This window comes from Hydrogenophaga sp. 70-12 (genome assembly GCF_001897365.1).
GTDB lineage: Bacteria > Pseudomonadota > Gammaproteobacteria > Burkholderiales > Burkholderiaceae_C > Hydrogenophaga > Hydrogenophaga borbori.
This window is the reverse complement of sequence record NZ_MKSS01000169.1, coordinates 1-13502: the sequence shown is the minus strand read 5'-3', so window position 1 is coordinate 13502 and position 13502 is coordinate 1. Positions and strand designations below refer to the sequence as shown.

Below are 13502 nucleotides of genomic sequence, written 5' to 3'. Positions count from 1 at the left end.
GCCCGGCCGCCAGGGCGACAGCGCGGCGGCCCAATCGCGCGCCGTGGTGAAGCGCGGCGCGAAGCCCGAGGCCTGCGGCGCACGGGCGGCCCAGGCGCGGCGCGCCTCGGCCACAAGCGCCCCGTAGGGCAGCAGCACGACCACGCGCGACGGCGCCAGGCCAGCCTGGGCGGCCTGGCGCGCCAGTTCGTCCAGCGGCAGGCGCCACGCGCACGGCACCTCGCCGTCCTGCACAGCGCCGGCCACAAGGGCTGACTCGTCGTGAGGTCTCGCGGGCGCTGGCGTCATGGATGGGGGGTTTCTGTCACAATGCGGCCGCTCGTACGGGGGAGCCGATGTCGACGCCCGGCCTGCCGCAAGCGCCGCACTGTAACCTCCCACCGCTCACCGAACACCCAAGGACGAACCATGGCCAGCGACCTGATCAAACACGTTTCCGATGCCAGCTTCAAGGCCGATGTGCTGGACAGCAAAGCCCCGGTGCTGGTGGACTTCTGGGCCGAATGGTGCGGCCCCTGCAAGATGATCGCGCCCATCCTGGACGAGGTCGCCGGCACCTACGACGGCAAGCTGCAGGTCGCCAAGCTCAACGTCGACGACAACCGCGACGTGCCCGCCAAGTTCGGCATCCGCGGCATCCCCACGCTGATGCTGTTCAAGGACGGCCAGCTCGCCGCCACCAAGGTGGGCGCCCTCAGCAAGGCCCAGCTCACCGCCTTCATCGACCAGCAGCTGGCCTGACCTCCTCCCTGGCCCGGGCGCCCGCCCGGGCCCCGAGCCGCGCGCGGGCTCGACGACAGGGCGCACACACAGCGATTCCTGTCATAATCCGGCGCAACGCGGGCAGCAAGCCCGCCGCTTTTCCCCAGCGCAACGTCCGTCATCCGGACCGCAGCGCCCACCTCCCCGCTCATCCCCCTATCGCCTCCGCCCTGGAGTGACGGCTATGCACCTGAACGAACTCAAGGCCCTGCACGTTTCCGAAGTGGTCAAGCAGGCCGAAGCGCTCGAAATCGAAAACACCGGCCGCATGCGCAAGCAGGAGCTGATGTTCGCCATCATCAAGAAGCGCGCGAAAGCCGGCGAACAGATCTTCGCTGACGGCGTGCTCGAGGTCCTGCCGGACGGCTTCGGCTTCCTGCGCGCGCCGGACACCAGCTACACGGCCAGCACCGACGACATCTACATCTCGCCCAGCCAGATCCGCCGCTTCAACCTGCACACCGGCGACATGATCGAGGGCGAGGTCCGCATCCCCAAGGACGGCGAACGCTACTTCGCCCTCAACAAGCTCGACAAGATCAACGGCCTGGCTCCCGAGGAGAACAAGCACAAGATCATGTTCGAGAACCTGACGCCGCTGTTCCCCAAGGAGCAGATGCGCCTGGAACGCGACATCAAGAGCGAAGAGAACATCACCGGTCGCATCATCGACATCATCGCGCCCATCGGCCGCGGCCAGCGCGCGCTGATCGTCGCCCCGCCCAAGAGCGGCAAGACGGTGATGATGCAGCACATCTGCCACGCCATCACCGCCAACCACCCCGACGTGGAGCTCATGGTCCTGCTGGTGGACGAGCGCCCCGAGGAAGTGACCGAAATGCAGCGCACCGTGCGCGGCGAGGTCATCGCCTCCACCTTCGACGAACCGGCCGCCCGCCACGTGCACGTGGCCGAGATGGTGATCGAGCGCGCCAAGCGCCTGGTCGAGCTCAAGAAGGACGTGGTGATCATGCTCGACTCGATCACCCGCCTGGCCCGCGCCTACAACAACGTGCTGCCCTCCTCGGGCAAGGTGCTCACCGGCGGCGTGGACGCCAACGCCCTGCAGCGGCCCAAGCGGTTCTTCGGCGCGGCGCGCAAGGTGGAGGAAGGCGGTTCGCTCACCATCATCGCCACCGCCCTGGTCGACACCGGCTCGCGCATGGACGAGGTGATCTTCGAGGAGTTCAAGGGCACCGGCAACTGCGAGATCCACCTCGACCGCCGCCTGTACGAAAAGCGCGTCTTTCCCTCCATCCAGCTCAACCGCAGCGGCACCCGCCGCGAAGAGCTGCTGCTGCAGCCCGAGATCCTGCAGAAGACCCGTATCCTGCGCCAGTTCATGTACAACATGGACGAGATCGAGGCCATGGAAATGGTCCTCAAGAGCATGAAGGCCACGAAGAACAACTCCGAGTTCTTCGACATGATGCGCCGAGGCGGGTAAGCCCCTGCGCCCCTGAGCGGGAACAAGGCCTGCGGCCCGGCCAAGCCGGTCCCTCGCCATTCCCGGTCAGACATTCCCGCTCGGCTATAATCGCCGGCTTTGCTTGGCGGCAAGTACGTCGGAAGGGTTCCGGCGCGGCTGTCGCAACCGACCACAAGGAACCGCCATGAAAGAAGGCATCCACCCGAACTACCGCCCGGTCTGCTTCCAGGACCTGTCGAACGGCGCCCAGTTCATCATCAATTCCTGCGCCCCCACCAAGGAAACCGTCAAGCTGGACGATGGCCGCGAGCTGCCGCTGTTCAAGCTCGACACCTCCAGCGAGTCGCACCCCTTCTACACGGGCACGCAGAAGAGCGTGGACAACATGGGCGGCCGCGTCGAGAAGTTCCGCAACCGCTACGCCAAAGCAGCCAAATAAGCCTGGCGCCTGGCCCCCCAAAAGCAGCCGCCACCGGCTGCTTTTTTTTCGCCCCTGCCCCCACGCGCACGCCGCTTGCCCCGGCCACGCCGCTTGTATAGTCCCCAGCCGTGAACCGCCCGACGCCCGCCATCGTGAGCCAGTCGGCCGTGCGCCGCCTGCCGCGCGTGGCCCTGATTCTGTTCTGCGTGGCCTATGTGCTGCCCGGCTTCCTGGGCCGCGAGCCCTGGAAGAACGCCGACGTGGGCGCGTTCGGGGCCATGGCCGAGATGGCCGCCGGCGGCAGCTGGTGGCACCCCGCCGTGCTGGGCCTGCCGGTGGAAGACACCGCCCTGCTGCCCTACTGGCTGGGCGCGCTGTTCATCAAGGCCCTGCCGTTCCTGCCTCCCGATTTCGCCGCCCGCCTGCCCTTCGGCCTGCTGCTGGCGCTCACCCTGAGCTGCACCTGGTACGCGGTGTACCAGCTGGCGCGCCAGCCCGCCGCCCTGCCCGTGGCCTTCGCCTTCGGCGGTGAGGCGCGGCCGGCCGACTATGCCCGCGCCCTGGCCGACGCCGGCTTGCTGGCCCTGGTGGCCTGCCTGGGCCTGGCGCAGTTCTCGCACGAAACCACGCCCGACGGGGTGCGCCTGACCGCCACGGCGGCCATGCTGCTGGGCGCCGCCCGGCTGGCGCACCCCGGCCTGCCCCGCGCCTGGCGCGGCCTGCTGTGGTGGGCGGGTGGCTGGCTGGCGCTGGCGCTCAGCGGCTCGGCCACGCTGGGCCTGGCCCTGGGCCTGGGCTGGCTGGCGCTGCTGTGGTTCAACCGCCAGGCTCAGCGCGGCGAGGACCGCAGCGACGCGGTCACGCTCGGCGCCGCCAGCGCCATCGGCGCGCTCATGACCCTGGGCAGTGCCTGGGCGGGCGCCCTGGCGCTGCCCGACGCGTCCCTGGCACTGAGCCGCCCCTGGGACAGCTGGGGCCGGCTGCTGCTCTGGTTCACCTGGCCGACCTGGCCGCTGGCGCTCTGGACGGTGTGGCGCTGGCGCCGCCAGTGGCAACAGCCCCACGTGGCCCTGCCGTTGTGGGCCGCACTGATCGTGGTGCTGCACTCCGCGCTGGATCCGGAGCGCGACCGCGCCCTGCTGCTCGCCCTGCCCGCGCTGGCCGCGCTGGCCGCCTTCGCCCTGCCCACCCTGCGGCGCAGCGTGGCGGCGCTGATCGACTGGTTCACGCTGCTCTTCTTCTCCTTCTGCGCCTTGGTCATCTGGGTGATCTGGGTGGCCATGATGACCGGCGTGCCGGCCAAGCCCGCCGCCAACGTGGCGCGCCTGGCACCGGGTTTCGTACCCGAGTTCTCCTTCCTGCTGTTCGCGCTCGGCGCCGCGGCCACGCTGGCCTGGCTGTGGCTCGTGTCCTGGCGCGTGGGCCGCCACCGCGAAGCCATCTGGAAAAGCCTGGTGCTGCCCGCCGCCGGCAGTACGCTGTGCTGGCTTCTGCTGATGACCCTGTGGCTGCCGCTGCTGGACTTCGGCCGCAGCTATGGCCCGATCTCGCGGCGCATCGCGGAGCTGGTGCCTCCGCAATCCTGCGTACTCGCCGATGGCCTGTCCCAGGCGCAGATCGCGGCCCTGCGCCACCACGGCGGGCTGAGGCTGGTGCGAACCGGCCAGAACGACCCGGCCGGCGCCGACTGCCGCAGCCTGATCGCCACCCCGCAGAGCCAGAGCAGCCTGCACCAACGCGTCGATCTCACGCAGTGGGCCTTCAAGGCCAACCTCTGGCGCCTCAACGACAGCAAGGAAAGCCTGGTGCTGTACCTGCGCGTGGGACGCTGAGCCCGACTCGCCTCAGTCCGGCGCCGAGGTCCGCACCCGTGTGGGCGGCAGGGAGATGGTGAAGGTCGTGCCCTGCCCCACCGTGCTCTGCACGTCGATGCGCCCGCCGTGCCGCTGCGCCACGTGCTTCACGATGGCCAGTCCCAGGCCCGTGCCGCCGGTCTCGCGCGAGCGGCTGCGGTCCACGCGGTAGAAGCGCTCCGTCAGGCGCGGCAGGTGTTCGGCCGCGATGCCGGGGCCCGAGTCGCTGACATAGAACTCCGCCAGGCCTTCGTCGTTGATGCGCCAGCCCGGCTCGATGCGGCCGCCACCGGGCGTGTAGCGCACGGCGTTGCTCATCAGGTTGGACATCGCGCTGATCAGCTCCGTCTTGGCGCCCGACACCCAGAACGAGGCGCTGTTCGCCGACGGCTCGATGCGGTGCGGCGTGCTGGCGATCGCCTGGCTCAGGCCACGCGCCTCCTGCACCACATGCTCCAGCAATTCCTGCGTGCCGATCCACTCCCCCGGCCCCGGCGCCGGGCTGCCCTCCAGCCGCGACAAGGTCAGCAGGTCGTTCACCAGCGTCTGCATGCGGTGCGCCTGCTGGCTCATGAGGCCCAGGTACTGCTGGCGCTCCTCTTCGCTGAGCTCCAGGCTCTGCATGGTTTCCACGAAGCCGCTGAGCACCGTCAGCGGCGTGCGGATCTCGTGCGACACGTTGGCCACGAAGTCGCGCCGCATCGTCTCGGCCAGTTGCACGGCCGTGACGTCGCGCGTGATCATCAGCTTGCGCTTCTTGCCATACGGGTGGATCTGCAGCGATATTTTGGTCGGCTGCGAGGGGCGCGGCCCGATGCCGTCGATGGTGATCTCGTGCCCGAAATCCCCCGCGCTCAGGTAGGCGTTGAACGCCGGGTGGCGCACCAGGTTGCGCACGTATTGCCCAAGGTCGCGCTGCGGATCGAAGCCCAGCTGGTTGGACGCGGTGAGGTTGGCCCACTCGATGCGGCCCGTGGCGTCCAGCAGCACCACACCGTTCGGCGAGGCCTGGATCGCGGCCAGGAAGTCTTCCAGGCGGGCGTCGCTGCTGGCGGCCTTTTTCTCCAGCTTCTTGATCAGCTTGCGGCACCGGTCGAGCAGTTCGCCCCAGAAGCCACCGAGTTCGGGCATGCGCGAGGCATCGGCCTTGTTGAGCCAGCGCAGCACGCGCTGGGCACGCAGAGCGTCGCGCACGATCCAGATCGAGCAGCCCGCCAGGGCCCCCACGAACGCCAGGGCCGCGCGGTCGGCGGCCCAGCCCACCGCCGCCCCCAGCGCCACCAGCAGCAGCAGCTCCAGAATCCGGCGGCTCATGGTGTCACGGGCGCGCAAGGGACCGTGGTGCGAGCCCTGGCGGGCGGCCGGGCCGGGCTCATGTCGCCGAGAGCGGCGTGCCGGGTGTCTGGCGTGCGGGGCTGCCCATGGCGGTGAGGCGGTAACCCGCGCCGCGCACCGTCTCGATCATGGTCGAGGCCTCACCCAGGGACTCCCTCAATCGCTTGACGTGAACGTCCACGGTGCGCTCCTCGATGAAGACATGGTCTCCCCAGACCTTGTCGAGCAGCGTACCACGGGTGTGCACGCGCTCCGCGTGCTTCATGAGGTAGTGCAGCAGCTTGAACTCGGTGGGCCCCACCTTGAGTTCGCGCCCGCGAAAGCTCACACGGTAGGTGGCCGCGTCGAGCGTGAGCTCGCCCACCTGCACCGAGTCGTTGACGATCTCGGGCGCGCGGCGGCGCAGCACCGCGCGGATGCGCGCGAGCAGTTCCTGCGTGGAGAAGGGCTTGGTGATGTAGTCGTCGGCACCGGCGTCCAGGCCCTGCACCTTGTCGCTCTCGTCGCTGCGCGCGGTGAGCATGAGGATGGGCACGCTCTTGGTGCGCTCGCTCTTGCGCCACTGGCGCGCCAGCACCGCGCCGCTTTCGCCGGGCAGCATCCAATCGAGCAGGATCACGTCGGGCAACACCGCGTCCACCTCGCGCTGAGCGGCCGCGCCATCGAACACGATGGTGGGCGCGAAGCCGTTGTGGCGCAGGTTGACGGCGATCAGTTCGGCGATCGAGGGTTCGTCCTCGACGACCAGGATCCGGGGCAGCTTTCTCATCCGGCAACGGACTCCACTTTGTCGACGGGCGTGTGACGGACGTCTTCGCCCTTGACGATGAAAATGATTTGCTCGGCGATGTTCTTCGCGTGGTCGCCGATGCGCTCGATGGACTTGGCCAGGAACAGCAGGTCCAGGCTCGGCGAGATGGTGCGCGGATCTTCCATCATGTAGGTGATGAGTTTGCGCAGGAAGCCGTTGTACTCCTCGTCGATCTGGTCGTCGGCCTTGATGATGGACACCGCCATCTGCGTGTCCAGGCGCGCGAAAGAGTCCAGCGACTTGCGCAGCAGCGCGGCGGCCAGGTCGGCCGCCAGGCGCAGCTCGGAGATGGGCAGGTTGCGCGGCGTGCCGTTGCCGATGATGGATTTGACCATGCGTGCCATGCGCGCCACTTCATCGCCCGCGCGCTCCAGGTTCTGCGTGGTGCGCGAGATCGCCATCAGGAAGCGCAGGTCACGCGCCGTGGGTTGGCGGCGTCCGATCGTCGAGATGATCTCGTGGTCGATCGACAGCTCCATCTGGTTGATGCGGTTCTCGTTCTCTTCCACCTGGAGGGCGGACTCCAGGCTCATGTTGCCCAGGGCGTAGACCGCCTGGTGAAGCTGGGATTCGACCAGGCCGCCCATCTCGAGCACGTGGGTGGAGATGGAGTTCAGCTCGGCGTCGAACTGGCTGGACAGGTGTTTGTCGCTCATTCGCGTGTCTCCCGTGGGGTTGGCGTCTGCAGGGCCGGATCAGCCGAAGCGGCCGGTGATGTAGTCCTCGGTCGCCGTCTTGGTCGGCTTGAAGAAGATCTGCTCGGTGGCGCCGAACTCGATCAATTCGCCCAGGTACATGTAAGCGGTGTAGTCGCTGCAGCGCGCGGCCTGCTGCATGTTGTGCGTGACGATGGCGATGGTGTAGTCGGACTTGAGCTCGTGCACCAGCTCCTCGACCTTGCCGGTGGAGATCGGGTCCAGCGCGGACGTGGGTTCGTCGAGCAGCAGCACCGAGGGCTTGACCGCCACGCTGCGCGCGATGCACAGGCGCTGCTGCTGGCCGCCGGACAGCGACAGGCCGCTCTGGCTGAGCTTGTCCTTCACTTCCTTCCACAGCGCGGCTTTGGTCAAGGCCCATTCCACGCGGTCGTCCATGTCGCTGCGCGACAGGTTCTCATACAGGCGCACGCCGAAGGCGATGTTGTCGTAGATCGACATCGGGAACGGCGTGGGCTTCTGGAACACCATGCCGATGCGCGCGCGCAGCAGGTTCAGGTCCTGCTTGGGGTCGAGGATGTTCTGTCCATACAGGCGGATCTCGCCCTCGGCGCGCTGACCGGGGTACAGGCTGTACATGCGGTTGAGCGTGCGCAGCAGCGTGGACTTGCCGCAGCCCGAGGGGCCGATGAAGGCCGTGACGCGCTTTTCCTGGATGTCCAGCGTGACGTTCTTGAGGCCCTGGAACTTGCCGTAGAAGAAGTTCAGGTTGCGCACCTCGAGGGCGTTGCGCGCTTCGCCCGGGGCAGCGGGCGCACGGCTGGCGGCCAGGTTCTCTGGGCGGATAGCGATGGTGGATTCGGACATGGTCGTGTTCCTTGTTGTGCGGTCGGCTCGCGTGGGCGTCAGGCCTTCACCTTGTCGCGGAAGAACACGCGCGCCAGGATGTTGAGCGCCAGCACGGTGAGCGTGATGATCAGCGCGCCAGCCCAGGCCAGGCGGACCCAGTTGTCGTAGGGGCTCATGGCGAACTGGAAGATCACCACCGGCAGGTTCGCCATGGGGCGGCTCATGTCGGTGCTGAAGAACTGGTTGCTCAGCGCGGTGAACAGCAGCGGCGCGGTTTCACCACTGATGCGGGCCACCGCCAGCAGCAAGCCGGTGATGACGCCGCTCTTGGCCGCGCGCAGCGTGACCATGAGCGAGACCTTCCAGCGCGGCGCGCCGAGCGCGAAGGCCGCCTCGCGCAGACTGCCGGGCACCAGGCGCAGCATGTTCTCAGTGGTGCGAACGACGACCGGCACGGCGATCAGCGACAGCGCCAGGCTGCCCGCGTAGCCCGAGAAATGGCCCGCCGTGGCGACCGCGATGGAGTACACGAACAGGCCCAGCACGATGGAGGGGGCCGACAGCATGATGTCGGTGACGAAGCGCGTGAACTCGGCCACCTTGCTGTTGTCGCCGTACTCGGTGAGGTAGATGCCCGCCAGGATGCCCACCGGCGTGGACACCAGCACCGACAGGCCAACGATCATCAGGCTGCCCAGCAAGGCGTTGCGCAGGCCGCCCCCCTCCGACCCCGGGGCCGGCGTGTCGGCGGTGAAAACGTTGAGGTCCAGGCCCGCCAGACCGTTGGAGAACAGGACCCACAGGATCCACAGCAGCACGAACAGCCCCAGGCCCATGGCGCCCATGGACAGGCTCAGGCCAATGAGGTTGGTGCGCTGGCGGCGCTTGTAGAGCGATTGGTTCATCTGCATGGTGTGTCTCGCTCGGGGCTCAGGCGCCCTTGGCCTTCTCGGTGCGCAGGATCATCCACTTGGCCAGTGCCAGCACCACGAAGGTGATGCAGAACAGCAGGAAGCCCAAGGCGAACAGGGTGTTGAAGTGCAGGCCCTCGGCCTCGCCGAACTCATTGGCCAGCACCGAGGCGATGGAGGTGCCGGGCGAGAACAGCGAGGTGGGCATGCGGTTGGCGTTGCCGATCACGAAGGTGACGGCCATGGTCTCGCCCAGGGCGCGCCCCAGGCCGAGCATGATGCCGCCGATGACGCCCTTCTGCGTGTACGGCAGCACCACCTTGGCGACCACCTCCCAGGTGGTGCAGCCCAGGCCGTAGGCCGATTCGCGCAGGATGGGTGGCGTGATCTCGAAGACGTCGCGCATCACCGCCGCGATGAACGGCAGCACCATGAACGCCAGGATGACGCCCGCCGCCAGGATGCCCAAGCCGTTGGGCGCGCCGCCGAACAGCCAGCCGATCAGGGGCATGCCCATCATCAGCTCGCGCACCGGCACCTGAAAGTAGTCGGCGAACACCGGCGCAAACACGAACAGGCCGAACATGCCGTAGATGATGGACGGCACGGCCGCCAGCAGTTCGATGGCGGTGCCCAGCGGCCGGCGCAGCCACACGGGACAGGTTTCGGTGAGGAAGAGCGCAATGCCGAAGGCCAGCGGCACGCCGAACAGCATGGCGATGCCCGCGCTGAGCAGGGTGCCGACGATCGCGATGGCGGCGCCGTACTGCTCATTGACGATGTCCCACTCCACGGTCCACAGGAACTTCAAGCCAAAGGTCTTGAAGGTGGGCCAGGCGTTGAGGAAGAGGGAAACAATGATGCCCACCAGCGCCACGAGCACCAGCAGCGAGAAAGCCTGGGTCAGGCGGTGAAAGACCAGGTCTTGCCATTGCTGGCGGCGGGCGACGGCCACCATGGCGTCGTCGCTGCGCTGGTCACGCGTACCGGATGGGGAACGGGAGGAAGCCATGCTGGGGTCTGCGCTGCGGATGGTGGTGTTCATCGGACCCCCTTCGGGCCGTTTATGACGGACTGTATGACAGACATCGGACCGAAAAAACCCACCGGCCGGCCTCTGCCCACCGGTGGGTTCGTCGGGGCCTGGGCCCAGCCGATCAGCGGGCGATCTGCGACCAGACCTTGTCGCGGATCTGGCCGGTCACCGCGTCGGGCATCGGCACGTAGTCCAGGTCGATGGCGGCCTGCTTGCCGTTCTTGAACGCCCAGTCGAAGAACTTGAGCACCTCGGCCGATTGCGCCTTGTCGGCCGGTTGCTTGTACATGAGGATGAACGAGGCGGTGCTGATGGGCCAGCTGTCCTTGCCCTTGGCATTCACCATGGACACGCCCATGCCCGGCACGCTGAACCAGTCCACGCCAGCGGCGGCGGCCGCGAAGCTCTTGTCGTCGGGCTGCACGTATTGGCCGTCGGCGTTCTGCAGGGTCATGTGGGGGATGTTGTTCTTCTTGGCGTAGGCGTACTCAACGTAGCCGATCGCGCCGCGGGTGCGGCTGACGTTGGCGGCCACGCCTTCGTTGCCCTTGCCACCCACCGAGGTGGCGGCCGGCCACTTCACGGCGGCGCCCTTGCCCACGGCGTCGGCCCAGTCCTTGCTGACGGCGCTCAGGTAGTCGGTGAAGTTGAAGGTCGTGCCCGAACCGTCGGCGCGGTGCACCACGGTGATGGCGGTGTTGGGCAGGGTCTTGCCGGGGTTCAGCGCGGCGATCTTGGCATCGTTCCAGGCGGTGATCTTGCCCAGGAACATCTCGGCCAGCACCGGGCCGGTGATGCGCACCGAGCCGGGGGCGAAACCTTCGAGGTTGAACACCGGCACGGTGCCGCCGATGATGGCCGGGAACTGCACCATGGCGTCCTTGTCGAGGTCGGCGCCGCTCACCGGGGCATCGGAGGCACCGAAGGCCACCGTCTTGGCGCGGATCTGGCGCAGACCACCCGACGAGCCGATCGACTGGTAGTTCAGGCCGGTACCCGTCTGAGCCTTGTACATCTCCGCCCACTTGGCATAGATCGGGAACGGGAACGTGGCGCCGGCGCCGGTGATGTCGGCGGCGTGCGCGGTGCCGAGCGCGACGGTGGCCATCGCGGCAGCGGCCAGGGCTTTCAGGAGGGTGCGTTTGCTGTTCATGCGAGGGGTCCTCAGGGGTTGCGGAAAAGGCGGACAAACGGACTTTATGGAGGCTGTGTGACAGCTGCGTGACATCAAAAGCCCGTCATAAAAAGAACCGCCCACGCCACCCCCGCCACCGCCCACGCCCGGGGCATGCGTCACAATTGGCGCCTCGCCTCCCTGCGGGGTTCACCCGCACGCCCCCCATTTCTCCATGCAAAACGGAACCCTCCTCGCCGCCGTTGACCTCGGCTCGAACAGCTTTCGCCTGGAGATCGGCCGCTACCACGCCGGCCACATCGAGCGGGTGGAGTACCTGAAGGAAACGGTGCGCCAGGGCAACGGGCTGGACGAGGAGAAAAACCTGGGTTCGGCCGCCATGGTGCGCGGCTGGGAATGCCTGGCGCGCTTCGGCGAGCGCTTGCAGGGCTTCAAGAAGCAGCAGGTGCGCGCCGTGGCCACGCAGACCTTGCGCGAGGCCCGCAACCGGGACGAATTCCTCAACCGGGCGCAGCAGGTGCTGGGCTTTCCGATCGAGGTGGTTTCGGGCCACGAGGAGGCGCGGCTGATCTACCAGGGCGTCTCGCGGCTGCTGCCGCATTCCGACGAGCGCCGCCTGGTGGTGGACATCGGCGGGCGCTCCACCGAAATGATCATGGGCCAAGGCTACACCGCCGAGGTGCTGGAGTCCTATCGGCTGGGCAGCGTGGCCTGGTCCTCGCGCTACTTCCCGCGCGGCCAGTTCACCGCGTCCACGCTCAAGACCGCCGAGGTGGCCGCCAAGGCCGTGCTGGACGAGGCGCTGGACAAGTTCCCGCCCGCGCAATGGCACGTCGCCTACGGCTCCTCCGGCACGGTGGGCTCCATCGCCGACATGCTGGGTGCCAACGGCTGGGCCATGGGACTGATCACCCGCTCCGGCCTGGACTGGCTGACCGAGCGGCTGCTGCGCGCCGGCCACGTGGACAACCTGCGCCTCGACGGCCTGAAGGACGACCGCCGTCCCGTGCTGGCGGGCGGCCTGGCGGTGTTGCGCGCGATCTTCGACCTCTACGGCCTGGACCAGATGCTGCCCGCGCAGGGCGCGCTGCGCCACGGCGCGCTGTACGACCTGATCGATCGCGAGAGCGATGGCGGTGATGTGCGCGAGCGCACCGTGCGCTGGCTGGCGCAGCGCTTCTCGGCCGACGAGGCGCAGGCACGCCGCGTGGGCGAGGTGGCCAATGCCCTGTTCTCGCAGATCGCCGCGCCGGACGAGCAGGACAGCCGCTACTCGCAGAAGCTGGCCTGGGCCGCGCAGCTGCACGAGATCGGCTCGCACATCTCGCACGAGCGCAACCACCACCACGGGGCCTACATCCTGGACAACCTGGACGCACCGGGTTTCTCGCTGCGCGAACTGCACCGCATGAGCGAACTGGTGCTGGGCCAGCGCGGCAAGCTGCGCAAGCTGGAGCAGTCGCTGCAGGACGAGCTGTTCGCCAAACAGCTCATCTGCCTGCGACTGGCGGTGCTGCTGTGCCACGCGCGCCAGATGCCCGAATACCAGGCGATGCGCCTGAGCTACAAGTCGGGCGCTTTCAAGCTGTCCACGCCATCGGGCTGGGCCCGGCGCTTCCCGCAGTCTGCCTGGCTGCTGGGTGAAGAGGTACAGGCCTGGCAGAAGGTGTCGGCCTGGAAGTTCACGGCGGACGTCCGCTGAGCCGCCCCCGATCTTTCATATAAACCGTTTATACGGTTTATACTGAACGCCTCTTATTCACCGAGGAGCGTTCATGGCCCCAGCCACCGACAAGTCCACCAGCAAGAAGCCCAAGCTCGTTCGCGACAGCTTCACCATCCCGAAGAACGAGTTCGCCGCGATCGAAACGCTCAAGACCCGCGCCATCGCGCTGGGCATCAGCGTCAAGAAGAGCGAGTTGCTGCGCGCCGGACTGATGGTGCTGCAAGGCCTGAGCGACGCCGCCTACAAGACCGCCGTGGCCACCGTGCCCACACTCAAGACCGGCCGGCCGGCCGCCAAGGCACCCTCCGCCCCGCCGGCCCCGTCGAAGCGAAAGGCCGCGGCGAAGAAGCCAGCGGCCAAGAAGGCCCCCCAAGCCGCCACAAAACCCGTTGCCAAGGCCGCCCCGAAGGCGCCGGCAAAGACCGCCGCAAAACCCACGGCCAAAGCCGCGGCGAAGCCGGCCCCCGCCAGGAAGGCCGCTCCCCGCAAGGCGCCCGCCAAGGCCGCCTGAGCCGGCGTCCCCCGCCAGGAAGGCCGCTCCCCGCAAGGCGCCCGCCAAGGCCGCCTGAGCCGGCGTC

At 68.0% G+C, this 13502-nt stretch carries 14 protein-coding genes; 6 read left to right on the top strand and 8 right to left on the bottom strand.

All coding sequences use genetic code 11. The features are described 5' to 3' along the window. Positions 1-246 (bottom strand): hypothetical protein (locus tag BGO22_RS10270; RefSeq protein ID WP_286850687.1); only part of this gene is annotated, 246 nt, incomplete at its 3' end. A gap of 162 nt (positions 247-408) precedes the next feature. Between BGO22_RS10270 and trxA the strand changes: the two genes are divergently transcribed. The 4 genes from trxA to BGO22_RS10250 all read left to right on the top strand — a co-directional run bounded on the left by trxA (position 409) and on the right by BGO22_RS10250 (position 4444). After that, entirely contained in the window at positions 409-741 is a 333-nt protein-coding gene (trxA, locus tag BGO22_RS10265) for a thioredoxin TrxA (RefSeq protein WP_070397983.1), read from the top strand. Between the two features lie 205 nt (positions 742-946). After that, positions 947-2209 carry a transcription termination factor Rho gene (gene rho / locus BGO22_RS10260; RefSeq protein WP_070397984.1) on the top strand — a complete coding sequence of 421 codons (1263 nt, stop codon included), beginning with the start codon at positions 947-949 and terminating at the stop codon, positions 2207-2209. Between the two features lie 166 nt (positions 2210-2375). Then, a complete protein-coding gene (locus tag BGO22_RS10255) occupies positions 2376-2630 on the top strand; it encodes a type B 50S ribosomal protein L31 (protein WP_070397985.1) in 255 nt (84 codons plus the stop codon). 110 nt (positions 2631-2740) lie between these two features. Next, positions 2741-4444 carry an ArnT family glycosyltransferase gene (locus BGO22_RS10250; protein ID WP_070397986.1) on the top strand — a complete coding sequence of 568 codons (1704 nt, stop codon included), beginning with the start codon at positions 2741-2743 and terminating at the stop codon, positions 4442-4444. Between the two features lie 12 nt (positions 4445-4456). Here BGO22_RS10250 and phoR read toward each other — a convergent pair whose 3' ends face one another. The 7 genes from phoR to pstS all read right to left on the bottom strand — a co-directional run bounded on the left by phoR (position 4457) and on the right by pstS (position 11216). Continuing rightward, the gene (gene phoR / locus BGO22_RS10245; RefSeq protein ID WP_286850680.1) at positions 4457-5779 is read right to left on the bottom strand and encodes a phosphate regulon sensor histidine kinase PhoR; all 1323 of its coding nucleotides are present in this window, start codon (positions 5777-5779) and stop codon (positions 4457-4459) included. A gap of 58 nt (positions 5780-5837) precedes the next feature. Next, positions 5838-6569, bottom strand: coding sequence for a phosphate regulon transcriptional regulator PhoB (gene phoB, locus BGO22_RS10240; protein ID WP_070397987.1), 732 nt, complete (start codon positions 6567-6569; stop codon positions 5838-5840). After that, the gene (gene phoU / locus BGO22_RS10235; RefSeq protein WP_070397988.1) at positions 6566-7267 is read right to left on the bottom strand and encodes a phosphate signaling complex protein PhoU; all 702 of its coding nucleotides are present in this window, start codon (positions 7265-7267) and stop codon (positions 6566-6568) included. Before phoU ends, phoB begins: the two co-directional genes overlap by 4 nt. A 39-nt stretch (positions 7268-7306) precedes the next feature. Continuing rightward, entirely contained in the window at positions 7307-8134 is an 828-nt protein-coding gene (gene pstB, locus BGO22_RS10230; RefSeq protein WP_083292913.1) for a phosphate ABC transporter ATP-binding protein PstB, read from the bottom strand. Between the two features lie 38 nt (positions 8135-8172). After that, complete coding sequence (pstA, locus tag BGO22_RS10225; RefSeq protein WP_070397989.1) at positions 8173-9027, bottom strand: phosphate ABC transporter permease PstA; 855 nt, start codon at positions 9025-9027, stop codon at positions 8173-8175. A 19-nt stretch (positions 9028-9046) separates the two neighbouring features. Continuing rightward, entirely contained in the window at positions 9047-10039 is a 993-nt protein-coding gene (gene pstC, locus BGO22_RS10220; RefSeq protein WP_175442804.1) for a phosphate ABC transporter permease subunit PstC, read from the bottom strand. 145 nt (positions 10040-10184) lie between these two features. Continuing rightward, complete coding sequence (gene pstS, locus BGO22_RS10215; RefSeq protein WP_070397991.1) at positions 10185-11216, bottom strand: phosphate ABC transporter substrate-binding protein PstS; 1032 nt, start codon at positions 11214-11216, stop codon at positions 10185-10187. 196 nt (positions 11217-11412) lie between these two features. On the opposite strand from pstS, the gene BGO22_RS10210 reads away from it, so the two are divergent. Together BGO22_RS10210 and BGO22_RS10205 are read left to right on the top strand one after the other, a co-directional pair. Next, positions 11413-12900 (top strand): Ppx/GppA phosphatase family protein, encoded by a 1488-nt coding sequence (locus BGO22_RS10210; RefSeq protein ID WP_070397992.1) that lies wholly within the window; start codon positions 11413-11415, stop codon positions 12898-12900. Positions 12901-12973: 73 nt separating this feature from the next. Next, a complete protein-coding gene (locus BGO22_RS10205) occupies positions 12974-13435 on the top strand; it encodes a hypothetical protein (protein ID WP_070397993.1) in 462 nt (153 codons plus the stop codon). Positions 13436-13502 lie beyond the last annotated feature (67 nt).